This window comes from uncultured Psychrobacter sp. (genome assembly GCF_947500265.1).
In the GTDB taxonomy this organism is placed as follows: domain Bacteria; phylum Pseudomonadota; class Gammaproteobacteria; order Pseudomonadales; family Moraxellaceae; genus Psychrobacter.
Genome location: NZ_CANMRN010000005.1, coordinates 16,688 through 42,142 on the forward strand (window position 1 = coordinate 16,688; position 25,455 = coordinate 42,142).

The 25,455-nt window shown below is 43.8% G+C and carries 21 protein-coding genes; 13 read left to right on the forward strand and 8 right to left on the reverse strand.

Features of this window, described 5'->3' with window-relative positions; all coding sequences use genetic code 11:
• Positions 1-47: 47 nt before the first annotated feature.
• From Q0788_RS08580 to Q0788_RS08600, 5 genes are all read right to left on the reverse strand, one after another.
• Positions 48-1,664, reverse strand: coding sequence for an exonuclease SbcCD subunit D C-terminal domain-containing protein (locus tag Q0788_RS08580; RefSeq protein ID WP_298809634.1), 1,617 nt, complete (start codon positions 1,662-1,664; stop codon positions 48-50).
• Between the two features lie 152 nt (positions 1,665-1,816).
• Positions 1,817-3,457 carry a siroheme synthase CysG gene (gene cysG, locus Q0788_RS08585; protein ID WP_298809637.1) on the reverse strand — a complete coding sequence of 547 codons (1,641 nt, stop codon included), beginning with the start codon at positions 3,455-3,457 and terminating at the stop codon, positions 1,817-1,819.
• Between the two features lie 394 nt (positions 3,458-3,851).
• Positions 3,852-4,490 (reverse strand): phosphoadenosine phosphosulfate reductase family protein, encoded by a 639-nt coding sequence (locus Q0788_RS08590; RefSeq protein ID WP_114700031.1) that lies wholly within the window; start codon positions 4,488-4,490, stop codon positions 3,852-3,854.
• A gap of 84 nt (positions 4,491-4,574) precedes the next feature.
• Entirely contained in the window at positions 4,575-5,195 is a 621-nt protein-coding gene (locus tag Q0788_RS08595) for a DUF934 domain-containing protein (protein WP_114700030.1), read from the reverse strand.
• Positions 5,188-6,879 carry a nitrite/sulfite reductase gene (locus tag Q0788_RS08600; protein ID WP_298809647.1) on the reverse strand — a complete coding sequence of 564 codons (1,692 nt, stop codon included), beginning with the start codon at positions 6,877-6,879 and terminating at the stop codon, positions 5,188-5,190. Before Q0788_RS08600 ends, Q0788_RS08595 begins: the two co-directional genes overlap by 8 nt.
• A 343-nt stretch (positions 6,880-7,222) precedes the next feature.
• Here Q0788_RS08600 and sat point away from each other — a divergent pair, with 343 nt between their 5' ends.
• On the forward strand, positions 7,223-8,485 hold the full coding sequence (gene sat / locus Q0788_RS08605) for a sulfate adenylyltransferase (protein WP_298809650.1): 1,263 nt from the start codon (positions 7,223-7,225) through the stop codon (positions 8,483-8,485).
• Positions 8,486-8,620: 135 nt separating this feature from the next.
• Here the strand turns inward: sat and Q0788_RS08610 are convergent, their stop codons facing one another.
• A complete protein-coding gene (locus Q0788_RS08610) occupies positions 8,621-9,115 on the reverse strand; it encodes a hypothetical protein (protein ID WP_298809653.1) in 495 nt (164 codons plus the stop codon).
• 425 nt (positions 9,116-9,540) lie between these two features.
• On the opposite strand from Q0788_RS08610, the gene Q0788_RS08615 reads away from it, so the two are divergent.
• From Q0788_RS08615 to Q0788_RS08635, 5 genes are all read left to right on the forward strand, one after another.
• Entirely contained in the window at positions 9,541-10,668 is a 1,128-nt protein-coding gene (locus Q0788_RS08615; protein ID WP_298809655.1) for a sulfate ABC transporter substrate-binding protein, read from the forward strand.
• Positions 10,669-10,936: 268 nt separating this feature from the next.
• Complete coding sequence (locus tag Q0788_RS08620) at positions 10,937-12,028, forward strand: sulfate ABC transporter substrate-binding protein (RefSeq protein ID WP_298809657.1); 1,092 nt, start codon at positions 10,937-10,939, stop codon at positions 12,026-12,028.
• A 223-nt stretch (positions 12,029-12,251) separates the two neighbouring features.
• On the forward strand, positions 12,252-13,136 hold the full coding sequence (gene cysT, locus Q0788_RS08625; protein WP_057760265.1) for a sulfate ABC transporter permease subunit CysT: 885 nt from the start codon (positions 12,252-12,254) through the stop codon (positions 13,134-13,136).
• Between the two features lies 1 nt (position 13,137).
• On the forward strand, positions 13,138-14,088 hold the full coding sequence (gene cysW / locus Q0788_RS08630; protein WP_298809659.1) for a sulfate ABC transporter permease subunit CysW: 951 nt from the start codon (positions 13,138-13,140) through the stop codon (positions 14,086-14,088).
• Between the two features lie 96 nt (positions 14,089-14,184).
• A complete protein-coding gene (locus tag Q0788_RS08635) occupies positions 14,185-14,907 on the forward strand; it encodes a sulfate/molybdate ABC transporter ATP-binding protein (RefSeq protein ID WP_367179720.1) in 723 nt (240 codons plus the stop codon).
• 158 nt (positions 14,908-15,065) lie between these two features.
• Here Q0788_RS08635 and Q0788_RS08640 read toward each other — a convergent pair whose 3' ends face one another.
• Entirely contained in the window at positions 15,066-15,395 is a 330-nt protein-coding gene (locus tag Q0788_RS08640) for a helix-turn-helix transcriptional regulator (protein WP_057760261.1), read from the reverse strand.
• A gap of 388 nt (positions 15,396-15,783) precedes the next feature.
• Here Q0788_RS08640 and Q0788_RS08645 point away from each other — a divergent pair, with 388 nt between their 5' ends.
• From Q0788_RS08645 to bfr (Q0788_RS08655), 3 genes are all read left to right on the forward strand, one after another.
• A complete protein-coding gene (locus tag Q0788_RS08645; protein ID WP_101205900.1) occupies positions 15,784-15,975 on the forward strand; it encodes a (2Fe-2S)-binding protein in 192 nt (63 codons plus the stop codon).
• 360 nt (positions 15,976-16,335) lie between these two features.
• Positions 16,336-16,824, forward strand: coding sequence for a bacterioferritin (gene bfr / locus Q0788_RS08650; RefSeq protein WP_057760257.1), 489 nt, complete (start codon positions 16,336-16,338; stop codon positions 16,822-16,824).
• Between the two features lie 68 nt (positions 16,825-16,892).
• A complete protein-coding gene (gene bfr / locus Q0788_RS08655) occupies positions 16,893-17,372 on the forward strand; it encodes a bacterioferritin (RefSeq protein ID WP_057760255.1) in 480 nt (159 codons plus the stop codon).
• Between the two features lie 181 nt (positions 17,373-17,553).
• On the opposite strand, the gene Q0788_RS08660 is transcribed toward bfr (Q0788_RS08655), so the two are convergent.
• Positions 17,554-18,930, reverse strand: a complete 1,377-nt coding sequence (locus Q0788_RS08660; protein WP_298809661.1) for a DHA2 family efflux MFS transporter permease subunit — start codon at positions 18,928-18,930, stop codon at positions 17,554-17,556.
• A 342-nt stretch (positions 18,931-19,272) separates the two neighbouring features.
• Between Q0788_RS08660 and yghU the strand changes: the two genes are divergently transcribed.
• The 4 genes from yghU (at position 19,273) to Q0788_RS08680 (ending at position 25,441) form a co-directional block, all read left to right on the forward strand.
• Positions 19,273-20,094 carry a glutathione-dependent disulfide-bond oxidoreductase gene (gene yghU / locus Q0788_RS08665; protein WP_298809662.1) on the forward strand — a complete coding sequence of 274 codons (822 nt, stop codon included), beginning with the start codon at positions 19,273-19,275 and terminating at the stop codon, positions 20,092-20,094.
• A gap of 261 nt (positions 20,095-20,355) precedes the next feature.
• Positions 20,356-21,648, forward strand: coding sequence for a DUF1176 domain-containing protein (locus tag Q0788_RS08670; protein ID WP_298809664.1), 1,293 nt, complete (start codon positions 20,356-20,358; stop codon positions 21,646-21,648).
• Positions 21,649-22,248: 600 nt separating this feature from the next.
• Positions 22,249-23,919 carry a DEAD/DEAH box helicase gene (locus tag Q0788_RS08675; RefSeq protein WP_179799169.1) on the forward strand — a complete coding sequence of 557 codons (1,671 nt, stop codon included), beginning with the start codon at positions 22,249-22,251 and terminating at the stop codon, positions 23,917-23,919.
• A 277-nt stretch (positions 23,920-24,196) separates the two neighbouring features.
• Positions 24,197-25,441, forward strand: a complete 1,245-nt coding sequence (locus Q0788_RS08680; protein WP_298809668.1) for a DUF819 family protein — start codon at positions 24,197-24,199, stop codon at positions 25,439-25,441.
• Positions 25,442-25,455 lie beyond the last annotated feature (14 nt).

Below are 25,455 nucleotides of genomic sequence, written 5' to 3' on the forward strand. Positions count from 1 at the left end.
AAAAATTTAGGAAGATAAGGAAGTGTAGTCATGATATGTCACTTATATCATTCCGCCTGTTTGTCTTCATGACGTAAGTTATAAAGTATCTGGCCATAAGCATCGCGCAATGAGTCTTTTTGAGAATCAGCCACATCATTTATCGTCAAGCAGCGCTCAAACACTTCCATCTCATTTAAGTCCTGCAAGCTCTCTGAGGTTTGCTGCTGATTAAGGACTTTGTTGTAAGTACGAGTGTTTTTTATCTTAAGCACTTCGCATGGCAACCCTCCTACCATTGCTTGCACTTGCTCACGCAAATCACTGACAATCTCATCGCCTGTATAGACAATCTCTAGCCAAATAGAGTCCGATTGCGTAAGCGTTATAATGGTTTGTTCAATTGTGGTTAAGTCACCAGATATTTGCGCCAGTTGTTGGAACTTTGGAATGGGCAGGGACACTACTTGCATTTGATTAGCGTCATCGCGATGTAGGATTTTATTGCTAGTCACGGCGTCAGTCGAGGTTGGTTGATTGTTTATATCTTGCTCAACAGAAGTATTTTCTATGGCAGTAGACTGTGCCATTTCTTCATCTTCTAATGGCTCATCAAAGCCAAACAAGTCATCCATGAAAGGCAGTTCTTGAGTCGCCACTTTTTTAGCGGTTTTTTCTGTCAGTTTTTCTACTGATTTTTTAACTTGGGCGACTTCAATGTCAGCAGCTGTATTGATGGCATAAGGAGTAATACTATCAGGTGCGACGTTCAGCTCTGAGTTGCCATTATTAAAATGTTCTGCAGCACCAAACTGTACCAGCAATACTTGCTTTTGCTGTTTAGCTTCCCCAAAACCCATCGCGATAGGTGAGCCTGAATAGCGAATACTCTCACGACCGCCAACACGCTGCGGCACGTGCAAATGCCCAAGTGCCACATAATCAAAGCCATCATTGAACATATCGGCAGAGATTTTACCTAGTGAGCCGACATAGAGCTCGCGTACACCATCATCTTCGGTTGTTTTACCACCAGACGCGAATAGATGTCCTGTGGCAACGATAGGAATATATCGCTGATGCGTTTTGATTAAGTCGGCTTGCTTAGCCTTCGCAATGTCTGCAACATTGTCATAATGCTCGCAAATACCAGCGATAACGTTGGCGTCTTTGCTATCTGCGGACTCGCCAGCGCTACTGCTACGCACATCCCGATCGCGCAGATAGGGCACAGCGGCAATAATACAATGAGGGTTGTTGTCGTCATCACCTAAGACCAATACTTCGTCGTCCAAGTCATCACAAGCAGTACCAATCACATGGACATTCAAAAACTTAAGCACATTGCTTGGCGCGTCTAAAAATGTCGGTGAGTCATGATTACCTGCGACAATAACCACATGCTGACAGCAGGAGCGTGAGACCTTACCCAAAAATTCATAATATAGCGCTTGGGCTTTATTGCTTGGGGTCATGGTATCGAAGATATCACCCGCAACAATTAGTATGTCTACTTTTTGCGCGCTGATGGTGTCTTGTAGCCAATGCAGGAATGACTCAAACTCTTCATAACGAAGACGCCCATACAGACGTCGCCCCAAATGCCAGTCTGAGGTATGCAGTATGGTCAAAGGTTTCATTTGCGTGGTTAAAGAGGAAGACAAGCTAGCATCAGGTATGGGCATAAGTAGACTATAAGTATGGGCAGTAGAAAGTCTTCATTCTAGCAAGAATCGTTGAGATTTGCGCTGTTGCCAAAAGAAAACCCTACCAATAATATACTGGTAGGGTTTTCTTTTTATTTAAGACTAAGCGTTTTGCAGATTAAATGTAAGCGCTAGTCAATAATCAGTTGCTCCAGACCATCTCCTTGCTGCGTTGCAAGATTGGCGACCATCGATAGGGCATGCGCTTGTTGATCTATTGGTTGTTTTACTGCTTCACCTCTCGACCCTTCACGCAACCAATTTTTAGCGATTTCATCGCTGTTTTGACTGTGCTGCTGATTTTGCAAATTATACCAAGCCAAATCATGATGCAAGCTGACCACGTCGCCCATAATTAGGAGGGCAGGCGTTGGCAATTGTGCTTGCTCTTGTTTGGCAACAATCGTTGCAAGCGTACCTGTCAATACCTGCTGATTAGGCATACTCGCATTAGAGACGATAGCAATGGGCGTTTCGCTACTACGACCAGCGTCAACCAAGCCTTCAGTCAAACGTGCCAGCGAGTGCAGACCCATATAAAATACGACTGTCTCATCAGTATTTAAAAAGTTCTCAAAATTACTGTTGGGTGCACCAGCCTTCAAAAATCCCGTCACAAAACGTACTGATTGTGAATGGTCACGGTGAGTCAAAGGGATACCTGCATAGCTAGCAGCGGCATTGGCAGCAGTAATGCCTGGTACGACTTGGTAAGGTACATTATGCGCTCGTAGGCTTTCGATTTCTTCGCCGCCACGTCCAAAGATAAACGGATCACCACCTTTTAAACGCACGACACGGCGACCTTGTTTTGCATGGTTGACGAGTAGCTCATTGATACCCAACTGCGCAACTGTATGATTGCTGCGTTTTTTACCGACAAACACTTTATCAGCATCACGGCGACATAAGTCCAACACCTGCGGTGAGACCAGTGCATCATAAAACACCACATCTGCTTGCTGCATTAGACGCAAGGCTTTGAAGGTCAACAGCTCCGGATCACCAGGGCCTGCGCCCACGATATAGACTTCGCCAACGGCTGGTAAGTTTTTTTCTGACTCATCGGATAGAGTAGCAGCAATCGTGTCTGTCTCTCTAACCGCATTTGCATCGTCGCTTTTCTTACTGATAGCAGCAGCAGTACTGTCCAAATCGGCTTGCAGTTGTGCAGTCGCTTCAGTTTCATTGCCTGCAAACATGAGCTGGCTAACTTGACCTTCAAATGCGCGCTCCCAAAACTGACGACGGCCAGTAAGCGTTGGTATCTTGGCTTTTACCTCACTGCGGAATTCACCTGCCAGCTTGGCCAATTTACCATAGCCTTGCGGAATTAACGTCTCAAGGCGTGCCCGTAATAGACGTGCCAATACTGGCGCTTTACCATTTGATGAGATACCAATCACAATGGGATTGCGATCGATAATCGCTGGAAAGATAAAGTCACATAAATGCGGCGTGTCGACCACATTGACTGGAATGTTTAGCTCAGTTGCGTCTGCATGGACTTGATGATTCAGCGTCTCATCGTCAGTCGCGGCAATGATCACCCGTGCGCCTGACATATAGGTTTTATTATAGTCCTCATAGATAAACTGGTGCTTATCGTCCGTTAGCAAGGCTTGTAGTTCGTGACTGATATCTGGTGCAAGTATAGTGATACAGGCGCCTGCACGACTGAGCAAGTCCGCTTTACGCAGTGCCACTTCGCCGCCGCCCACGATGAGCACTTTACGGTCTTCTAATTTAAAAAATAGCGGGAAGGTGTTCATAATGTCACCATATATTTAATTGTTTATTATAAAAGGTAGAAAAGATATAAGGAATGCCGCCATTATGAGGTATCACAAGCACACTCTCACCTAGTGAATTGGCATTAACATATTCGTTTTTGAGATATTAATTCCTGTTTTCGCTAATAATAGGAATAGCAGTAAATTTTCGATATATAGTCAGAGAACTAGTAAAAGGCTACGGCGTTACTCTCCCTAGAGGTACTATTTGTACAATCTGCAGTCGACTGCCTTGTACCCATTTTAGATTTTTTTGACTTATAGATAGAACAAGCACAAAAAAATCCCGCTTAACGACTCTATTAAGAGCCAAGCGGGATTTTTTATTTATATAGCTAGTGCTCAGAAAGTAGTAGCTACAGTCAGTGCCTTACTATAGCTGAGTATGCAAGCCACACTCACGGCTTTCTTCTACTTTAGTTGGATCAAAGTAGTCATGCTCGTTCGGTAAGTTATGCTCTTCTAGATATACGTCTAAATCAGCATCTGTTTTTTCAAACAATGGCGCTACTTTTAGCACGCCATCTTTTGATAAGCTAAGTACGTCAAGACCTTGGCGGAATTCAGTTTGGTCTTTACGAATAGCGTTGAACCACACATCTGGTTTTAACTCATCTAACGCACGGCGGAACGGCTCAAGTTTAACTTGCTCAGTGAACTCGTCATGCTGTGGGTTATCGATACCTGGGATACCATTCATCGTCGCGTCACGGTGTGCAGCGGTTTGCTTAGGAATATAAGTAACGACATTTAGATTCAAGTCATGGATAAGCTTGTTGGCAAATTGATAAGTAGCATCAGTGTTGTAACCTGAGTCTACCCACAATACCGTGATGTCAGGGCGCTGTTTAGCAACCAAATGCAAAATCGCTGATTCATACGGACGGAAGTTGGTCGTGATGATTGGGTTTTTTGCTTGAGTCAGTGCCCACTCAACGATTTGCTCAGGTGACTTACCTTGTAGGTCTTGGTTGGCTTGGTCAAGGTCTAGGTTTGGGTGTAATTGGCTCATAATACGTTCCTTAATTGTTGTTAATATAAAAGGGTTTATTAAAAATATTGGGTATTACTATAGAATTAATGGTCAGTGCTACAGCTATGCGACTGAAGGCTCTGACGATTGTGCAAACATCGGTAAATCTGAAGCGCTTCGGCCATCATAGCTACTGGCAAGGGCAGTAAATGCTTGCTCAATGCCAAACTTAGAGTCAGCTTCTAAGTCATGCTCGCTCAATACAAAGCTATCAACGCCCGTGCGTAGCATATAAGCAATTTGATCGCGGCCAAACGCGCCAGCAACCCGAATCTCGCCTGTATAACCGATCTGGCGCAGCGTACGTGCAAAGCTAAAGTGACGACCATCAGCGAACTTAGGCACATCAATCACGATAAGCGCGTGCGTTGATAAGAACTCACTAAGTCCTTCTAGTGCATCAGCGTCAGTATCGGCAGTAACCCACAATCCAAGTCGGCTACTGTGCTGTACGATCAGCTCGTAGACTTCTTTGATCAGACCACCAGCCTGTGCGCCTGTCGTATCTAATAGATCAACAAGTGGCACGATGACGTCCGGCTTCTCTTGTTTTTGTAGTAGCTCAAGCAACGTGATGTTAGTCGATACAATGCTTTCTGGCAGTGCATCAGTAGTAAGTACATGCCATGTATCTTGACTGCCGATATCTACGCCATGACTGTCCAAAATATGGTGATTAGCCATAGACCTTCTCCTTAAATGGATCAATACCAACGCGCTCAACCAATTGACCAAAGCTTTCTACATCATTGTCAGTGCTGGCACGTAAGTCCACATAGACATCAACAATCTGCTGTATGGTATTGGCAACCTCAAGAGCAGGCACAGATTTGCCTAAGATTTTGCCAAGTTTGGCGTCGTCGCTAGAGTTGCCACCAAGGCTAATCTGATACCAATGTTCGCCTTTTTTATCGACACCCAAGATACCAATATCGCCTGTATGATGGTGCGCACAAGCATTGATACAGCCAGACATGTTCAGGCGAATCTCACCCAAATCGTATAGATAGTCTAGGTCATCGAACTGTTTTTCGATTTGCTCAGCGATGTTGTGCGTCGTTGCATTAGCAAGCGAGCAGTAATCCCAACCTGGGCAGACAATCATATCTGTTAGGGTGTTGATGTTTGCGCGCGCTAAATGTAATTCTGATAGCTGCTGCCATAACTCATAAAGTTTATTGGTCTGCACATCAGCGAATACTAGATTCTGCTGATAAGTACCACGCAACTCACCAAAGCTATATTTGTCAGAAAGGTCAGCCAGCGCATCCATTTGTGATTCACTAACATCACCAGATGGCACATATTTACCATCGACCAAGCCTGCCTTGAGAGAAATAACCACGGCACGATAGCCAGCTACTTTATGCGCAACGGTATTTTGGTTATACCAATTGGCAAAATCTTTATCAGCGTTTAATTGCTGTTGTAGCTCAGACTGTACTTGTAGTGCGTCGAACGGTGCATAGTCAGGTTCACTAAAGAAGCCAGTTGCCGTTGCAAAATTCTCATCAGTCAAAGTAAGCGGGCCATCTTTGGTATGAGCTTCCCACTCGGCATTGACCAATTTAGCAAAGGCTGGACCACCCATGCTTTCGACCAAAATTTTGATACGTGATCTGTATTTGCTACCTTTATCACGGCGACCGTGCAAGTTGTAGACACGCAAGATGGCGTCTAAATAACTCAGCAAATGCTGACGTGGCAAGAATTTATTGATGACTTTACCAAGGACAGGGATACGTCCAAGACCGCCACCAACCAATACTTCAAAACCGATCTCACCTTCATCATTAGTTTTTACGTGTAGACCGACATCATGTACTTGGGTTGCTGCACGGTCATCATTGGTGCCGATGACAGCAATCTTAAATTTACGCGGCAAAAAAGCAAACTCAGGGTGGAAGGTTGACCACTGACGAATAATTTCACAATAAGGACGTGGATCAGCGATTTCTTCTTTATGGATACCAGCATATGGATCGGTGGTGGTATTACGAATACAGTTACCTGAGGTTTGGATGGCATGCATCTGTACTGAGGCTAGTTCAGCCAAAATATCTGGCACATCTTCTAGCTTTGGCCAGTTCAGCTGGATATTGGTACGCGTCGTGAAGTGGCCATAGCCTTTATCATACTTGCGAGTAATCTCGGCCAATTTGCGCAACTGGTAGCTGGCAAGTAAACCGTAAGGAATGGCGATACGCAACATCGGCGCATAACGCTGGATGTATAGGCCGTTTTGCAACCGTAATGGCAAAAACTGCTCTTCTGGCAGCTCACCTGCCAAAAACCGCTCGGTTTGGTCGCGAAATTGGGCAACTCGTTCCTCTACCAAAGTCTGGTCAGCGTAATTATATTGATACATGACGTAATCTCAGTTTTGTTTTTAATCTTAAAATCAGCGACGAAAATGATTTGCGTGTGTAATAGGTTTTATTGCCGTTCGCAATGTAAATAATTCAGCTATACATGATATAAGCTTGTACCCAGAAACATAAATTCCTTTCAGACATATCCATATCCAAACACAGCATAAATTTTCATAACGAAAGTTAGGTAGCCTATGCGTATCAAATTTAATGCCCAATCGCTAGTACGCTACTTATTATCTATCGACGGCCTTCTTCTTAGTTTTGTACATTTAATCGCTTTTGCATTTTTGCTCATCTCTTCCAACCATTCTTTTTATAAGAGGTTTTAATAACTATATGTCTCAGACTCAAAGCCCAACTCAATCCCAATCCAAATCAAAGCTGGTTCCACCACATGGCAGTGCCGAGCTTAAACCACTGTTGTTAGAAGACGAAGCACGTGAGCAAGCATTAGAACTTGCCAGCACATTACCAACCATCACTTTAAGCTCACGTGAGCGCGGTGATTTAATCATGTTCGGTATCGGCGGCTTTACTCCGTTAAATGGCTTTATGAATCAAGCGGACTGGCAGGGCGTAGTTGATAATATGCGTCTGCAAAGCGGCGAAAACGCGGGTTTGTTTTGGCCAATTCCTATCACTTTGTCTGCGCCAAAAGAAACTGCAGATAATTTGAGCCAAGGCGACAAAGTAGCCTTGGTTGCTCAAGATGGCGAAGTCATGGGTATCTTGACGGTAGAAGAAACTTATACCATCGATAAAGAACATGAGTGTCAACAAGTATTTACGACCACGGATTCGGAGCATCCAGGCGTACAGCAAGTATTGAACCAAGAAGCCGTCAATATTGCCGGTAGTGTTGAAGTACTTAGCGAAGGTGAGTTCCCAACGTTATATCCAGAAATCTACAAAACGCCAGCAGAAACGCGCGCAATTTTAGATGCTAAAGGCTGGAAAACAGTAGCGGCATTCCAAACGCGCAACCCAATGCACCGTTCACATGAGTATTTGGCCAAGATTGCGATTGAGATCTGTGATGGTGTATTGATTCATTCATTATTAGGCGCATTGAAACCTGGCGACATACCAGCAGAAGTTCGTCAAGAAGCCATCAAAACGCTAATTGATAACTACTTTAGACAAGATACTGTTATCCAAGCAGGCTATCCGTTGGATATGCGTTATGCTGGCCCACGTGAGGCATTGTTACATGCGCTATTCCGTCAAAACTACGGCTGTAGTCATCTGATTGTTGGTCGTGACCATGCGGGTGTCGGCGATTACTATGGTGCGTTTGATGCGCAAACTATTTTTGAACATGTTGGTAAAGACGACCTTATCACCCAACCGCTCAAAATTGGCTGGACGTTCTGGTGTAACGCTTGTAACGCGATGGCATCAGACAAAACTTGCCCGCATGACGCCTCTGAGCACGTTAAAGTGTCAGGTACTAAGCTGCGTAAAGCGCTATCAGAAGACGAAGATGTACCAGATAACTTTAGCCGTCCAGAAGTACTACAAATTTTGCGTGACTACTATGCCGGCATTGCAAAAGAAGAGCGTGCTGAAGTTAAATTAACGGGTGCATCTGCGGTATAAGGGCAGATCATCAGTATAAATAACTCGTATTAAGCCAGTTATAAAAAAGGTGTCAGACTTATTGTCTGGCACCTTTTTGTTTTTATCACTATTTTTGAAATGAAAACACGTCCTAACGCATGTTAGCGCTGTCTCTCAAATCTCTAAACCTACTGCCAGCTTTTTATACTTTCCAGCAAGCGAGCCTCCACCTGAGCAAAAATAGTTCAGTGCATACTTGTCTGGGCTGTCGATGATGAGGGTGTCATCCTTAAATTGAAAAAAAGCCGTGCTGTCATTTACCTTTGACTGAAAAATCATACCATGAGCAGTATCTTGCCCCATGAATGTCGCTTTACCATCGAAGTGACAAGTAGGTTTTTTGATATCGCTGCGTGAGCGAACTCTAATGTCAATCTGTCGATCACCATCTGCTCGTACCATCACGCCAACCCAATCATAGCCTTGTGCTCGTTTGTCGTAGTCGGCAGTAGCGTAATCCGCTGAAACCTTGTCTCCAAGAATATTGTTGTTACTCACTGGCATGGCTAGTGTTTCACTAGTGGCTATTTTAACAGCGCTGTGGCTATTGCTATCCACAGTGGGCGACATACTATTACAGCCTGTTAAAGCAGCTAGGGTAGAGGTCATTATTAGCCCTACAATAGAACGAAATTGATGGTATGAAGTATTCATATAAGGGCCTTTGGTCAATTAGAAAAGTAAGGTTCGCATAGTATCGGGATAATGAAAGTATCATTAATACAGCAGACTTTATGACGTACAAATAATGGTACAGCCTACCCAAATCATAGTCTACTTAATAAACCTGCCAGCAACTACTCAACTCATTTTATTCTTAACGATGCAAAATGATGCAAAATGATGCAAAACGATTGCTCCTATCACTTATGCCAACTTCACTAGTCGATAAGCTAATTCGTCACTAAGCGTTTGCTATTTATGCTGCTAGCATAGCTTGCATCATCCCGACAACCGAACTCAAAAGATTGTAGGCTCTGTGATGATGGTCAAGATTTTGACAAAACGCTTCTAATACTTTTATCGAGAGCATCATGCAAAAAAAATTCCAACAAATCAGCATTGCTAGCATTCAATCAACTAATAATAAGCCTGTAAAAGCACGTGTACTTGCCACCAGCGGCATGCTCGCAGCAGCGATGATAATGACAGGCTGCAGTCCAACCGAAGCGACGCAAGATGACGCGGCAAATAATGCCAGTGGCGGGACACAGGATATTAATCTACTCAACGTCTCCTATGATGTGTCTCGCGACTTTTATAAAGACTACAACACCTTATTTAGTACCGACTATCAGAAGACACACCCAAATAGCAAAGTAAATATCAATCAGTCACATGGCGGCTCTAGTAAGCAGGCACTCTCTGTCGCTAATGGTCTGCAAGCGGATGTGGTGACCTTTAACCAAGAGAGCGACATGAATCTATTGGTGGAAAAAGGCTTAGTCGCTGCTGACTGGCAGCAAGCACTTCCAAATAATGCCGTGCCGTACACCAGCACCATGGTATTACTGGTTCGCGCTGGTAATCCAAAAAATATCAAAGACTGGTCAGATTTGGCCCGTAATGATATCGATGTGGTCATCCCGAACCCGAAAACCAGTGGCACGGCGCGTTATGCCTTCTTAGGCGCCTATGGTTATGGCTTGCATCAATTCAAAGAAAGCAGTAATGAAAACCCTGTAAAAACCAATGACTTTATCAAAAAACTGCTGGCCAACGTCGTCACTTATGATAATGGTGCACGCGCTGCAACGACCAGTTTTACTCAGCGTGGTTTGGGTGATGTGTTGATCACGACCGAAAACGAAGCACATTTGACTGCACAGCAATTTGCAAAGGGTAACGTTGATATCGTATATCCGAGCTATTCGATTACGATTGCCAACCCAGTAGCAGTCGTAACGGCAGTGACTGAAAAATCTGGTAAGACAGAAGCAGCTAATGCTTATCTAAAAGGCTTATGGGACAAACCTGCCCAAGAGCTCATGGCAAAAATGTACATGCGTCCAAGTGATGAGCAAATTTTAGCTGCTCATAAAGATACTTTGCCTGATATTGAGACGTTTGAACCTGTGGCTGTGTTTGGCTCATGGGCAGAGATTATGGATGCTTTCTTTGTAGATGGTGGCCGTTTTGATCAGCTGGCAACTACGAATTAGTCGTTCATTCTTAGTTTATATAACTATCTATCTTAACTGCTTTCAGTAAAACGCGGACAAGATAGATAGGGCGCATGCCAGTACTAAAACCATCAATAAACAAACAGTCAGTTATACATACAGATTCTTTTAACAACTTATTGATATATCTGGCTTTGTTTACTGGTTATTCCCTTTTGGCAATAACATACGCATATTCATCATTAAACATAATAAGATGGCGCTGTTAGCATACTTGCATTACACAACAGACATCTTTGAGGTATTTATGACAGACGTAGCTCGTTATCAACAGAAAAGTAAAACTCTTAGTGCCTTGAGTATTGCTGGCGTTGCTTTGACTCTTGGTCTAGCTGGCTGTAGCAACAGTGAGACTACTGAGGCCGCAGCTGATGGTTCAGCGACGACAGAAGGGCAAAATATCGAGCTACTTAATGTCTCATACGATGTGGCACGTGACTTCTATAAAGACTATAACCCGTTGTTTGTTGAGCACTACAAAGCTGAAAACCCAGACAGCAATATCCTAATCAAACAGTCACATGGCGGCTCAAGTAAGCAAGCACTGTCTGTTGCCAACGGTCTACAAGCCGATGTTGCCACCATGAACCAAGGGTCTGATATTGAGCTGCTTGAGAAAAAAGGCTTGGTTGAGTCAGATTGGGAAAGCAAATTCCCAGACAACGCGGTTCCTTTTACCAGTACGATCGTATTTTTGGTACGTAAAGATAATCCAAAAAATATCAAAGACTGGGAAGACTTGACCAAAGACGGTGTTGAGATTGTCATGGCCAATCCAAAGGTGACGGGTAACGGTCGTTATGCATTCTTGGGTGCATACGGTTATGGTCTACATGCTTTTAATCAAGATGAATCAAAAGCTAAAGGCTACGTAAAAGACATGCTAAAAAATGTCAAAGTCTATGAAAACGGCGGACGTGCCGCGACAACGACTTTCGTACAGCGCGGTATTGGTGATGTGTTGGTTACTTTTGAAAACGAAGCCAACCTTGCAGCGACTGATTTTGGCGCAGGTCAAGTAGACATCGTTTATCCAAAATACTCAATTAAATCAGAAAGCCCTGTAGCAGTTGTGAAGACGGTAACAGATAAAAAAGGCACTACAGACGCTGCCAAAGCGTACCTTGATTACTTATGGAGTGAGCCTGCTCAGCAGCTAGCGGCCAATCTATATCTACGTCCTAGCGTTAAGAGCGTGCTTGACAAAAACGGTGACAAATTACCGCCAGTTGAGACTTTCCGCCCGAACGATGCCTTTGGTACATGGGATGAGATCATGAGCACTTACTTCAGTGATGGCGGTGTTTTTGACCAATTAGCAATTAACGCGCCTCAGTAATCACTTGCTGAGTAGTTAGGGCAGCTACTGCGCTAAACGCTGAAACGGATTAACTCGATTAATCGTACAGTCAGTCATGAAGCACCCCATAAAGGACATGGTCGTACGCACTATGTCCTTTATATTATAAGCCGACCAATAATAATTTTGATAACAATGGTAATAATGGTCTTGCAGTGAGCACCCTCGCTAAGTACCATCAGTTAGGCAATAGGACATCACTATGAGTGCAACATCTTCTTCTGCCAGTAAGCCCGGCAACAAAAAAGGTTGGCTGACCCGTTTGCGTCAGCGCAATGTGCTACCTGGGTTCGGTCTGAGCATGGGTATTACTGTCTTTAGCTTGTCGTTATTGGTGGTGCTACCGTTTGCCATGATGGCCTATACCACGACGCAGATGGGTTGGACGGGCTTTTGGGAAACCATTACCCAGCCGCAAGTCACTGCCGCTATCAAGCTAAGCTTATGGATGTCGTTTTTGGCGATGTTGACCAATATGGTATTTGGTACGTTGGTCGCATGGGTACTTGTCCGCTATGAGTTTTGGGGTAAGTCACTGATTAATGCCTTGGTTGATTTACCATTTGCACTACCAACGGCCGTTACAGGTATCTCGCTTGCCACTTTATATGCGCCTAATGGCTTGATCGGTCAATGGTTTGCCAAGTTCGATATTCAGGTGGCCTTTACGCCGATAGGTATTTGGCTGGCTTTAGTTGTGGTTAGTTTCCCCTTTATTGTCCGTGCGGTACAGCCTGTACTTGCTGAGCTGTCGGTTGAGTTTGAAGAAGCGGCTGCGGTATTGGGCGCCAATCGTTTGACGACTTTTCGCAAAGTAATTTTGCCAGAGCTATTGCCAGCCTTGTTAATGGGTGCAGGTATGATGTTTGCTCGTGCCACTGGTGAGTATGGCTCAGTTATCTTTATCGCGGGCAATATTCCGATGCAGTCTGAGATTTTGCCGCTGATTATTATCAGTAAGCTTGAGCAGTTTGATATTCAAGGGGCTTCTGCGGTTGCACTATTTATGCTACTCATATCATTTGTTATCTTGCTGACCATTAATATCATGCAGTGGAAACTGTCGCGCCGCGTAGGAGCTCGCTAATATGCAAATATCTAATAGCTACGACTACCAAAGCAACGCTGCGACCAAAGATACCCCATGGATACGCCGTACCTTTATTGCCATTGCGGTATTATTCATGATTGTCATGTTGGTCATTCCATTGCTAGCAGTATTTTACGAAGCCTTTAAAAATGGTTGGCAGTTATATATTGCTTCATTAGTAGACCCTGAAGCTTTGCAAGCCATCAAGCTGACGCTTATTACGGCAGGCATTGTCTTACCAATTAATATGGTAATGGGCATCGCGATTGCATGGTTGGTCACGCGCTATCAGTTTAAAGGTAAGCAGCTGGTCACCACGTTGCTTGATTTACCATTTTCGGTATCACCAGTGGTTGCAGGTTTGATGTTTGTGCTGCTGTTTGGACTGAACTCTACTATTGGCGGTTGGCTTGAGAGTATGGGTTTTCAGGTCATATATGCAGTACCTGGTATCATTTTGGCGACATTATTTGTGACCTTTCCGTTTGTTGCACGTGAGCTGATCCCATTGATGCAGACTCAAGGCGACTCTGAAGAGCAGGCAGCGCTAACATTAGGCGCGACTGGTTGGCAGACTTTCTGGCATGTGACACTGCCTAATATCAAATGGGCACTGCTATATGGTTTGATTCTGACCAATGCCCGTGCGATGGGTGAGTTTGGTGCGGTCAGCGTGGTATCTGGTCACATTCGTGGCGAGACCAACACCATGCCGCTATTGGTTGAGATTGCCTATAACGATTATAACTTTACCGCTGCGTTTGCCTTATCGAGCATATTGGCTGCACTTGCCTTAGTGACGCTACTGATTCAGCAAGTCATGACTAAGATACAAGAGCGTAAATTTGCTAAATCTGAGCGGCTTGCCAGCGCACCTGAGCTGCCAGTAAGTGCTAACGCCACTACCGTCACTGAATCGACGAGTGCGGACAGTACTGGCAAGGTATAACTGCCATTATCTGATGAATGATGTTAATACTACGGATGCAGTCGCTACTCAGCTACTTGCCAAGATACGACAAAAGATATAATAAGAGATACGATTATGAGCATTGAGATTCGCAACGTTAATAAAAAATTCGGCAATTTTACGGCTTTAGACAATATCAATATCACCGTGCCAACTGGCAAATTGACGACGTTACTAGGTCCATCAGGCTGCGGTAAGACCACTTTGCTACGTATTATTGCGGGTCTGGAATATGCCGACTCGGGGCAGGTATTGTTTGATGAGCTAGACGTGACCGATACCCCAGTCCAAAAGCGCCATATTGGCTTTATGTTTCAGCATTATGCGCTGTTTCGCCATAAGAACATCGCAGATAATGTGGCATTTGGCTTGACCTTGTTGCCAAAAAACGAACGCCCGAGCAAAGCTGATATCAATAAGCGCGTAGCAGAGCTCTTAGACCTCGTACAGCTACCACAAGTTGCCAATGCTTATCCACATCAGCTATCAGGTGGTCAGCGCCAGCGCATAGCACTAGCAAGGGCACTTGCTGTTAAACCAAAGCTACTGCTGCTAGATGAGCCGTTTGGTGCACTAGATGCCAAAGTCCGTAAAGAGCTGCGCACATGGCTAAAAAACATCCATCACGAGCTTGGTATCACTAGTATCATGGTAACGCATGATCAAGAAGAAGCACGTGCGGTATCAGATGAGATCGTCGTAATGAATCAAGGCCGAGTAGAGCAGGTGGGCACGTCAGAGGAGCTGATACACCAGCCAGCCAATGCCTTTATTAGTGACTTCTTAGATCTTGTATAAGTATTTGACCTAGAGAGGTTTAAATATCAATAGTTGAGCAAAAAAAAGACCTACGAAAGTAGGTCTTTTTTAGTCTGCGCATTGCCGCAGATTTATTGTCTTAAACGCTTTTTATAAAGCACAGTCAAAGAGCTAAAAATCTAAGCAGACAATAGCATCTACGCAAGATCCGATACATCTCTACTAGTGCCTCTAGGAGTGATTTGCTCGTAGGTGATGTCTAAGATATCTTGACACCAATCTGGTAAATCATCAGCGACCTCATACCACATCCAAGTACCATCACGTACACAGCTCAAAATACCCAATTTTTTCAAATGGTTTAGGTGGCGTGATATCGTTGGTTGTGGCTGGTCAAGCATATCTACCAAATCACCCACGCAACGTGCTTCTTTTTTAAAAAGAATTTGAAATATTTTTAGACGTGTCGGATCAGATAGGACTTTGAATAAATCGATAGGTCGTATCGTAAAGTTATTATCAGACATAGGTGAATTCCAATGGGCTTCGTTAATAGGGGTTCAATATAACAGCAGTTATCTACAAAATCGATTAAAAAATAAGCAAATTTACAGTTCATCGTCAATTCACTACCTTTGACAATATTCGGTTACATGCACACTTATATCCACTTACATAAATGAACTGCCTGTAATACAAGGATACTGTCTCGACGAATAAATATATCGAATGTGATTGAAAATGATAATAATTATCGTTATTATACTGCAAGCGATAAACGTGATTTCAACGACTAAGTTTTCATTGCTAGAAAACAGTAAATTATCCGTTTATCAATGACACTTATCACAAAGGTTTTTATATAAGTGTCGTATGCCGTCATTATCGAATAGTGGTATTCCGAGGAGCCAATCCATGTACGTATGTATCTGCAACAACGTAAAAGAAAAGCAAATCAAAGCAGCTATTGCTGCAGGTGTTGATACGCTCGATGGTCTAAAAGATACGCTCGATGTAGCAACGTGCTGTGGCTGTTGTGAGCCGATGGTCAATGACTACCTAGACGAACACCATGCAAAACTCGATAATCTAGCATACGCCGTTTAAATATTATCAATCATATACCTTGTAATATAATACGATAAAATATATTCAATATTCTGCATCTAACTTTATTATACATAAAGGGTCGGGTGCAAGCGTCCATATAACCTCACTCAAACGCCAGCATGTTACATAACACATATCAATACTAGTTGTAGCTAATTATGATTCTCAATTAGCATCTTATTCTTAGTTCATAACGTTACACCCTATACTGCGCCTGTATGCTACTATATTTACCTGAGATTAGAAGCCATTTTATTGATTTTGATTTTTACTGATCAGTTCGCCAATTATGCTATCCTTATATAATAAATTGTGGATTTATGGTGATCGGTAAAAATAAATAGGGGAGTACGCGTTATGATAGGTAGCCAGAAAGTCATTGATTATTTGAATTTCTTACTAGGTGGTGAGCTTGCCGCTCGTGACCAATATTTTATCCATTCAGAGATGTATGCTGAGTGGCACTATGGCAAGTTATACGACCGTATCCATCATGAAATGGAAGACGAAACGCTACACGCACAGAACATCATTCGCCGTATCTTGATGTTGAGTGGCACGCCAAAGATGTCGGTCGACGCTATCCATATCGGTGCGACTGTCCCTGAGATGCTGCAGTTTGACCTAGATTTAGAGTATCAAGTACAAAAGCATCTAAAAGAAGGTATCGCACTTTGCGAAGCAGAGCATGACTATGTCACGCGTGAGATGCTTGTTGAGCAGTTGAAAGACACCGAAGAAGATCATGCGCATTGGCTTGAGCAGCAGCTCCGTCTCATCGACATGATTGGTCTACCGAATTACCTACAAAGCCAAATGGCTGAAGTCACTCCTAATATTGTCTGATATCATCGTACGTATGAATAGCATTCACAGTATTTAGCATAAATAATAGAGATTAAGGGAGAAAGGTAATGACAGGGGATAAAGAAGTTATTCGCGCGTTAAACAAAGTACTTGGGCAGTCATTGATTGCCATCAACCAGTATTTTTTGCATGCACGTATTGCACGCCATTGGGGGCTAGAAGCGCTTAATGACTCATTATATAAGCAATCTATTGCTGAGATGAAATGGTCAGACGACCTAATCGCTCGTATTTTATTGTTAGGCGGTTTGCCAAACTTGCAGGAACTGGGCAAGGTATTGGTCGGTGAAGATGTACCAGAAATTATTGAGTGCAACCTACGTCTTGAGAGACAAAAGTTCGATATTATTACTGATGCCGTCACCTTATGTGAGACAAAGTCTGACTATGTTTCTCGCCAGCTATTAGTCACGCTAAAAGATGGCAATGAAGAGTATGAAGACTGGTTAGAGACGCAGCAGGACTTGATAGAAAGTATTGGTGTAGAGCGCTACATCCAATCACAAATGAGTGATGATGACGCATAATAATATTTGCTATTAATGTCAGTCATAAGAAAAAGCCAGTATGAGATTGATAATCCAATCGCATACTGGCTTTTTTCTGTCTATAGATAAGCTATTTTTAACGTTTCGGATATACAGAATAGAGACTTGTCGTACGTAAAATCTCACTCAATAGAAAACTTATCTCGATTGAAGACACACCCTAGTATAAACCGCGGCCGTCTTCAGGTTTCAGACGTAAGAAATACAGCCCCGAGAGAATGGTCAAAATACCCAGTATCCAATAAGTTATTTGGAATGCTACCAGTGTATCCATCTGCAGACGCTCACGTAATAGATTCAATACAGCGGCACCGAACGCAATACCAAAGCTAATCGCCAACTGCTGATTGACCGCCATTAAGCTATTACCGCTACTGGTCTGTGTGCCCTGTAAATCGCCAATAGTAATCGTATTCATCGCACTGAACTGCATAGAGTTGCAGGCACCCATGATGGTCAGGATAGGTATAAACCATAGCCACTGCGACGCATCATTAAACTGCGCTAGTACAATGATAAGCGAACCCATAAACAAGGTATTGTAGACCAGTACTTTGCGATAGCTAAACCGCTGAATAATTTTGCTAACCCAAGGTTTGATACCGATAGCACCAACCGCAATCGGGGCAAGTAGCCAACCTGCCTGCGAAGGTGAGTACTCAAATACCACCTGAAGTAATAAAGGCAATAAAAAGGGCACGGCACTGATACCAAGCCGCGTAAACAAATTGCCTGTAATACCAATTCGAAAAGTGCGAATATCAAACAAGCTCAGTGGAAATAATGGTGCCGCTCGCCGTTTGGCATGCCAGACATATGCGCCGATCAATAGACTTGCGCCTAACCCGAGTAATAACCCATAGACTCCGCGACCTGTCTGTGAACCAAACTCGACAGCCAGTGTGAATCCGCAAGCAGCTGCGGCAAACAATACAAACCCTGTCCAGTCAAGACGCTTGGTATCTTCATATAGCGCTGGCACCAGTTTTTTGCCCATGATAAAACCTGCCACACCCATCGGTATATTGATCAAAAATATCCAATGCCAGCTGGCATATTGCACAATATAGCCACCCAATACTGGACCGACTAGTGGTGCAACCAAAGCAGGTATTACAGCGAAATTCATCACAGTGAGCAGCTTATTGCGCGGATAAGACTTGACCAATATTAAACGAGCGACAGGCGTCATCATGGCACCGCCAATACCCTGTACCACACGTGAGGCAACCAAAAAATCTAATGTTTGCGACGCCGCACACAGTAATGAGCCAACACAAAAAATAATGACCGCTGATAAAAATACGCGGCGTGTGCCATATTTATCCGCTAAAAAACCACTGATAGGGATAAAAATCGCCAAGGTTAATGCATAGCTGATGACAGCCCACTGCATCTTTAGTGGTGACTCACCGAGTGCCTGCGCCATTTGTGGCAACGAGGTGTTCAAAATAGTAGCGTCTAAAATTTGCATAAATAGCGCTACCGCTAGTACATAAGGCAGGTATTTCTCTTGAGTTGGGGTGAGCGTTACCATGTGAGTCCCATTGAACGTCTCGTTATGGAATAAGAAAATAGCGGATTTGCGAGCAGATCACTATGCAAGCTGAGTAGTATAGGAAAGCCTGGCTCATAATAAAAGTGACTCAAAGTAACTGATATAAGATAACTTATATAAGAGCAACGATGCGAAGGGTAGCTAATAAAAAGGCAAAGAGGCGAAACAAGACAAAAAAGCTGCTCAGTGCTAATAGCTCGTCTCTATTTACTTTGGCAGTAGAAACACAACATTGATTACAAGAGAGGACTTTAATATCGTTACGAGTTCTCGTTATAGTAAACCTTCGCGGCAGTCATAAATACAAACCGAGGATAAATTATGAGTCAGGATAATAATAAATACGTACCACCAAAAGTTTGGACGCAAGATAAAGATAATGGCGGCAAATTTGCTAGTATTAATAGTCCAACGTCTGGAGCTCGCTATGATAAAGAGTTGCCTGTTGGCGATGCTCCGTTACAGCTGTACTCGTTAAATACGCCAAATGGTGTCAAGGTAAACATACTATTAGAAGAGCTGGCCGAACTTGGTATTGATGGGGCAGCATATGATGCATACAAAATCGACATTTCTAAAGGTGAGCAGTTTGGCTCAGGGTTTGTAAAGATAAACCCCAATTCAAAGATTCCAGCTTTGGTCGATCATTCTACTGATACAGCAGGCGAGCCGATAGCACTGTTTGAGTCGGGCGCTATCTTAATGTATCTAGCAGAAAAGTTTGATAAGTTCCTGCCACTGGCTACTGGCAAAGCGCGAGCAGATTGTCTGTCTTGGATTATGTGGCAAATGGGTAGCGCGCCTTTCTTAGGTGGCGGCTTTGGGCACTTTTATGCGTATGCGCCTGAACCTTTAGAGTATCCAATCAACCGCTATACGATGGAAACCAAGCGTCAGCTTGATGTATTAGATACGCATCTAAAAGATAATGAGTACCTATGCGGCAATGATGAATCTGATTACAATATTGCGGATATGATTGTCTGGTCTTGGTATGGCCAGTTGGCACTAGGTAAGCTCTATGACGCAGCAGAGTTTTTGCAAGTAGAAGACTACAAACACTTGCAGCGTTGGGCTAAGAAAATCGCTGAACGTCCTGCGGTTAAACGTGCAGTAGCGCTAGAGCTAAAACCAATCGACTAAACCAAGCACTCAATACAGTTTAGATCTAGCAGTACAGTTTAAATATAAATAAACCTTAAACACAGCAGCAAGGCTGATAAGCAAATAGCTTATCAGCCTTTTTTTATATTCATTTTTATGAATATAATGATGCTAGGTCTTCCCTTTGTTTTTACACAATGATACATTAGTACAACAGATAGAAACACTAGTGCGTTAAGATAGCCGAGCACCATTACAATAGACAGGTGTTTATACTTCTTCTACTGAAAGGTGATGATTATGAAAGACAATAATTATATAAACGATATGTCGCTATCAAAAGGTGCTGATTTAACTGGTGTTAGTAGGTCAGGCATTACCTATGACGATGATAAGTATAATGACAATAGCTATAAAGACAGTGCCCAGTCTAATAAAAATCCCAAAAACATCACTGTAGAGTACTATTCAGAAAACATACCTAAAAAAATAAAAGAACAATCCACCTATATGATAAAAAATAAAATATTACTGCCTGTACTTGCAGTGCTTAGCACAGCTTTATTTAGTACCACCAGTATGGCCAGTACATCGACTGAGTTTACCAGTCAAGACTGGCAAGTCGCCTGTGATAATACGCGTACGTGCCGGCTAGCAGGTTATCAAGCAGAGAATAACAGTGAGTTTCCGGTTTCTATATTGCTCGTACGCCGCGCAGGTGCGAATGCTGGCGTGGATGGTAAAGTAAAGCTTGGCGGGGCAAAGGACAGCTCGTCTAAAGCCCTAATGCAGCTCGGCAACCGTCATCGCATCTCGTTGTTTATTAATGACAAGGATTATGGCGAGACGAAGCCATATTCAGCCGCTGCAGGTAACGCTGAGCTTACTCAAGCGCAGGTAACTGTATTGTTAGAGGCGTTGACTAAATCTAGCAAAATTACGTTGGCCTTACGCAATTCACGTTGGCAGCTCTCTGACAAAGGTGCCAGTGCTGCCATGCTAAAAGCCGATGAGTTCCAAGGTCGCGTTGGTACATCCAGTGCTTTTATCAAAAATGACGATGCTGTTAAATCTAGTGGCGGTATATTACCTCCCAAAGCCGCGCCAGTACTGCGGTTTGTCGTACCAAGTGCCAAAGCGGACGATGGTAATGACAAAAAGTTTGTGATGAGGTCCTCTCAGTTGGCATCGTTAGTAAAAGGCACAATGAAAGATGCAGACAGCGTTTGTCCCAATCTCTCAGACAAATCACCTTGGCGTATCAGTCGTCTAAATGGCTCGCAGCTGTTGGCACAGCATGAGTGCTGGACAGGCGCTTATAACGCTGGAGCAGGGGTTTGGGTAATCAATGATAGTAAACCTTATAAGCCAACGTTGGTGACGACCAATGCTACTGGCTACGATAAAGGCAAGCTTACCTCTGTACAAAAAGGTCGCGGCATCGGTGATTGCATGAGCAAAACCGATTGGCTATGGACGGGCCGTGCATTTGAAAAAAGCCATGAAAGCACCACAGGACTTTGCCGTTTAATCGAGGCGGGCGGGGCATGGCAGCTACCTACTTATGTAACAGAAGTCAAAGTAGTACGATAGATAGTGAGTAGCTCATTTGCTTTAGCTATTAAATTTTGCTTTAGTCATTAAATAAGACATCTAAACTTGTTTATTATCAACACTGTTAATGCTTATTTACTCAGTAATTGAAGAAATAGGTACATATATTTTTTTATTGTGCTATACTGCGTCGCCACGTTAGCTTAGGCTTTCGTGAATTATGAGATTGATAACATCGCCTGCGATTTTGGGTCTAGGATGACCATAAGTAATTGTTGCCGATGATTTTGTGTACTTAAATAACCTTTAAAAATATCCGTTATTTTTGACTCATATCTTATCTACTGGCCTATAACTAGGGTCTAGATTGGTTGCTGTTTGCCTTTATCTGCTTTGGACAAAGCATTGATAATGAGCGTATATCAAGCAAGGATAAGACACTCGGCACTACCACCAAAATACGTCAGACAGCACGAACGCATTTATTATAAAGACGCTAAGCTCTATTGGCTTGGTTTCTAATTATCGACAATTTTATATTGCTCGGTAATGCTAATAAGAGCAGCGTGGTGAACGGTTATCAGTGGTATGCATCAAGTTTGCTGAATTTACAGCAACTTATACTTACCAAGGATTCTTATGACTGACATCTTATCTGCAATCGCCGCTGAAAACGGCATCATCGAAAGCACTGACACTCCAAATACTGATAACAATACTCAAGCGGCTGCTACTGACGCCACTGAAGAAAATAAAATCACCTTTACTGATCTTGGCATTGCTAAGCCAATTCTTACTGCGCTTGATCGCAGTGGCTATACCAATCCAACCCCTATTCAAGAACAAGCCATTCCTTTTGCTCTAGCCGGTCGTGACCTTTTATTGTCAGCGCAAACGGGTAGTGGTAAAACAGCGGCTTTCGTTATCCCTGTACTTGACCGTTTGAGCCGTGCCACTAGCTTTGACAAACTAACCAAAGCACTTATCCTAACGCCAACGCGTGAACTTGCTCAGCAAGTACATGACAGCGTTCGCACTTATTCTAAAGACATGCGCGGTCTATTTTGTGTGCCACTAGTTGGCGGCGCACCATACAACGGTCAGATCACTGCTTTGAAAAAGGGCGTTCAAGTAATCGTTGCAACTCCTGGTCGTCTACTTGACCATATCAATGCAGGTCGCGTTGATTTGTCAAACCTAGAAGTATTGGTACTTGACGAAGCTGACCGTATGCTAGACATGGGTTTTGCTGATGATATTAGTGACATCCTTCGTGCAGCGCCAATCGATCGTCAAACGATCATGTGTTCAGCAACTTGGGATGGCCCAGTCGGTAAAATCGCTGCCAGCTTCACTAAGAACCCTGAGCGCGTATCAATCAAAGTAGAATCTGCACACATCGAAGAAAAAGTGTACTACTGTGATGATTTTGATCACAAAAACCGTCTACTTGACAAAATCGTTTGCCAACAAGATATGGAGCAGATCATTATCTTTGCTGCTACCAAACGTAGCACTGAAAAACTGGCTAAGCAGTTACAAGAAGCAGGCCATAAAGCAAGTTTCCTACATGGTGACTTGCCACAGAGCAAGCGTAACCGTATCGTTCAAGACTTGCGTAATGGTAAAGTAAAAATCCTAGTAGCGACTGACGTTGCTGCACGTGGTCTAGATATCCCAGCTATCTCGCACGTTATCAACTATGACTTGCCGCGTCAGACTGAAGATTACGTCCATCGTATCGGTCGTTGTGGTCGTGCTGGTCGTACTGGTGTTGCTATCAGCCTATGTAGCATGGATGATCGTCCACAGCTTAACGCTATCAACCGTTATTTAGATCGCAAAATGGAAGTATGTGTTATCGAAGGTATGGAGCCTAAGAAAACTTACGTACCTAGCGAAAACAAAGGTAATGGTCGTGGCCGTGGTCGTGGTCGTTCTAACGGCGGTGGCGGTCAAGGCCGTGGTCGTTCAGGCGGTGGCTATGCTGGTAAATCTAGCGGTGGTGGTCAAGGCCGCGGACGTTCAAGCGACAGCGCTCCAACTGGTCAACGCGCTAGCAACGACAGCGGTTATCAAGGTAAGCCACGTGACACGTCAGGCAAACCAAATGAGCGTTCAGGTGGCAAGCCGTATCAAGGCAAGCGCACTGGTGGCCCAAGCCGCGGTGATAGCAATGGCGTTCCACGTGGTGAGCGTGCTGCAACTGGTCGCGGTCGTCCAAGCGGCAGCCAAGGTCGTCCAGCTGGTCGTTCTGACAGCCGTGGCCAAGGTCGTCCAAACGGCGGCAACCGTGGTAACAACTCGTAATACAGCTATATTTGACGATTAAAATCATTGATTCATTAATCGTCTAAAGATAGCATTGAAGAAGCCAGATACTTGTTATCTGGCTTTTTTGCGTTTACCTGTTTTATATTGCTCAATAACGGGCGTATGACGTTACGTGTCTAGCCGTTATCTTGCTATTCATCCTGTCAAATACTACTCGGCAAATCCTAGCTAATAGTCGATGGCTGCTTGCAGGAGTTTTTTGCCTTGTCTATACTGATTTACTTTTGCCCGTTGTAACACTTGGAGCACCTTGATGTCTGCCACCTCAAATTTAGCAATTGATAATTTGCCATTAGCTTTTGGCATCATCATGGCCATTATTGGTCTGGTTTTTTATACCCAAGGCTTACCGGGTAAGTTTTGGCGACGGTTTTATGCGGTACTACCAGGTATTGTGTTGTGCTGCTTTATACCAGCCACTCTGAATAGCTTAGGCGTGTTTGCCGATGGTATTGGTTCGCAGATATATGGCTTTACTGCAACTTACTTACTGCCAGCAAGTTTGCTATTGATGACCTTATCCATGGATGTGCCTAAGATACTGGGCTTAGGCTGGAAAGCAATCGCTATGTTTTTTGCTGCCAGTATCGCTATCGTCATCAGTGGCCCGATTAGTTTGGGAGTCGCTAAATGGGTATCGCCTGCGATGTTTACCGATGATACGTTATGGCGTGGGTTCTCGGCCGTAGCGGGCAGCTGGATAGGCGGCGCGGCCAACCAAGCAGCGATGAAAGAGCTGTTTGGGGTCAGTGATGATTTGTTTGGTATGATGATTTTGGTCGATACCACCAATGCATCACTGTGGCTGCTAGCTATCTTAGTGATGGCTAAACACAGCGATAAGATAGACCGTTTTTTGCGCGCTGATACCAGTAGTATTGATAAAGTAGTCAAAGCAGTTGAAAGCTATGAGCGTGATCATGCCCGCCCAGCAACCATCAATGATTTGATGGTGATGTTTGGTTTATGTTTTGCGATGGTCGGAGTGGCGCATTTCGTCGGAGGACAGATTGCAGGGTTTTTTGCCCCATACAAATGGGCAGTACAGTATAGCTTTGCCAGCTCGTTCTTTTGGATGGTGGTGATTATCACTTTAATAGGCGTCATCTTTTCATTTACTAAGATTCGCAGGCTTGATCATGTTGGTGCGTCAAAAATCGGTACGGTATTTATCTTCGTATTAATCGCCGCGATCGGTATGCAGATTAATTTGGCTGGTATTGTCTCGCAATGGCGGTTACTACTAATTGGCTTCTTATGGATGAGCATCCATGTCGTGATTATTTTTGCTGTCGCCAGACTCATTCGTGCGCCATTTTTCTTTTTGGCGGTTGGCTCCAATGCTAATACTGGCGGTGCATCTTCCGCCCCGATTGTCGCAACAGCGTTTCACCCATCACTGGCTCCTGTCGGGGTATTTTTGGGTATTTTAGGTTATGCGGTAGGGACGTTTGGCGGTTATATCAGCACCCAATTGATGCGTTTGGTGGTGTCTTAATCTCTAATTTATCA

What these genes read in the sequence shown, in the direction of transcription:
- Q0788_RS08580 (WP_298809634.1), bottom strand. Translation starts at nt 1,664, where the DNA reads ATGCCCATACCTGATGCTAGCTTGTCTTCCTCTTTAACCACGCAAATG.
- cysG (WP_298809637.1), bottom strand. Translation starts at nt 3,457, where the DNA reads ATGAACACCTTCCCGCTATTTTTTAAATTAGAAGACCGTAAAGTGCTC.
- Q0788_RS08590 (WP_114700031.1), bottom strand. Translation starts at nt 4,490, where the DNA reads ATGAGCCAATTACACCCAAACCTAGACCTTGACCAAGCCAACCAAGAC.
- Q0788_RS08595 (WP_114700030.1), bottom strand. Translation starts at nt 5,195, where the DNA reads ATGGCTAATCACCATATTTTGGACAGTCATGGCGTAGATATCGGCAGT.
- Q0788_RS08600 (WP_298809647.1), bottom strand. Translation starts at nt 6,879, where the DNA reads ATGTATCAATATAATTACGCTGACCAGACTTTGGTAGAGGAACGAGTT.
- sat (WP_298809650.1), top strand. Translation starts at nt 7,223, where the DNA reads ATGTCTCAGACTCAAAGCCCAACTCAATCCCAATCCAAATCAAAGCTG.
- Q0788_RS08610 (WP_298809653.1), bottom strand. Translation starts at nt 9,115, where the DNA reads ATGACCTCTACCCTAGCTGCTTTAACAGGCTGTAATAGTATGTCGCCC.
- Q0788_RS08615 (WP_298809655.1), top strand. Translation starts at nt 9,541, where the DNA reads ATGCAAAAAAAATTCCAACAAATCAGCATTGCTAGCATTCAATCAACT.
- Q0788_RS08620 (WP_298809657.1), top strand. Translation starts at nt 10,937, where the DNA reads ATGACAGACGTAGCTCGTTATCAACAGAAAAGTAAAACTCTTAGTGCC.
- cysT (WP_057760265.1), top strand. Translation starts at nt 12,252, where the DNA reads ATGAGTGCAACATCTTCTTCTGCCAGTAAGCCCGGCAACAAAAAAGGT.
- cysW (WP_298809659.1), top strand. Translation starts at nt 13,138, where the DNA reads ATGCAAATATCTAATAGCTACGACTACCAAAGCAACGCTGCGACCAAA.
- Q0788_RS08635 (WP_367179720.1), top strand. Translation starts at nt 14,185, where the DNA reads ATGAGCATTGAGATTCGCAACGTTAATAAAAAATTCGGCAATTTTACG.
- Q0788_RS08640 (WP_057760261.1), bottom strand. Translation starts at nt 15,395, where the DNA reads ATGTCTGATAATAACTTTACGATACGACCTATCGATTTATTCAAAGTC.
- Q0788_RS08645 (WP_101205900.1), top strand. Translation starts at nt 15,784, where the DNA reads ATGTACGTATGTATCTGCAACAACGTAAAAGAAAAGCAAATCAAAGCA.
- bfr (WP_057760257.1), top strand. Translation starts at nt 16,336, where the DNA reads ATGATAGGTAGCCAGAAAGTCATTGATTATTTGAATTTCTTACTAGGT.
- bfr (WP_057760255.1), top strand. Translation starts at nt 16,893, where the DNA reads ATGACAGGGGATAAAGAAGTTATTCGCGCGTTAAACAAAGTACTTGGG.
- Q0788_RS08660 (WP_298809661.1), bottom strand. Translation starts at nt 18,930, where the DNA reads ATGGTAACGCTCACCCCAACTCAAGAGAAATACCTGCCTTATGTACTA.
- yghU (WP_298809662.1), top strand. Translation starts at nt 19,273, where the DNA reads ATGAGTCAGGATAATAATAAATACGTACCACCAAAAGTTTGGACGCAA.
- Q0788_RS08670 (WP_298809664.1), top strand. Translation starts at nt 20,356, where the DNA reads ATGAAAGACAATAATTATATAAACGATATGTCGCTATCAAAAGGTGCT.
- Q0788_RS08675 (WP_179799169.1), top strand. Translation starts at nt 22,249, where the DNA reads ATGACTGACATCTTATCTGCAATCGCCGCTGAAAACGGCATCATCGAA.
- Q0788_RS08680 (WP_298809668.1), top strand. Translation starts at nt 24,197, where the DNA reads ATGTCTGCCACCTCAAATTTAGCAATTGATAATTTGCCATTAGCTTTT.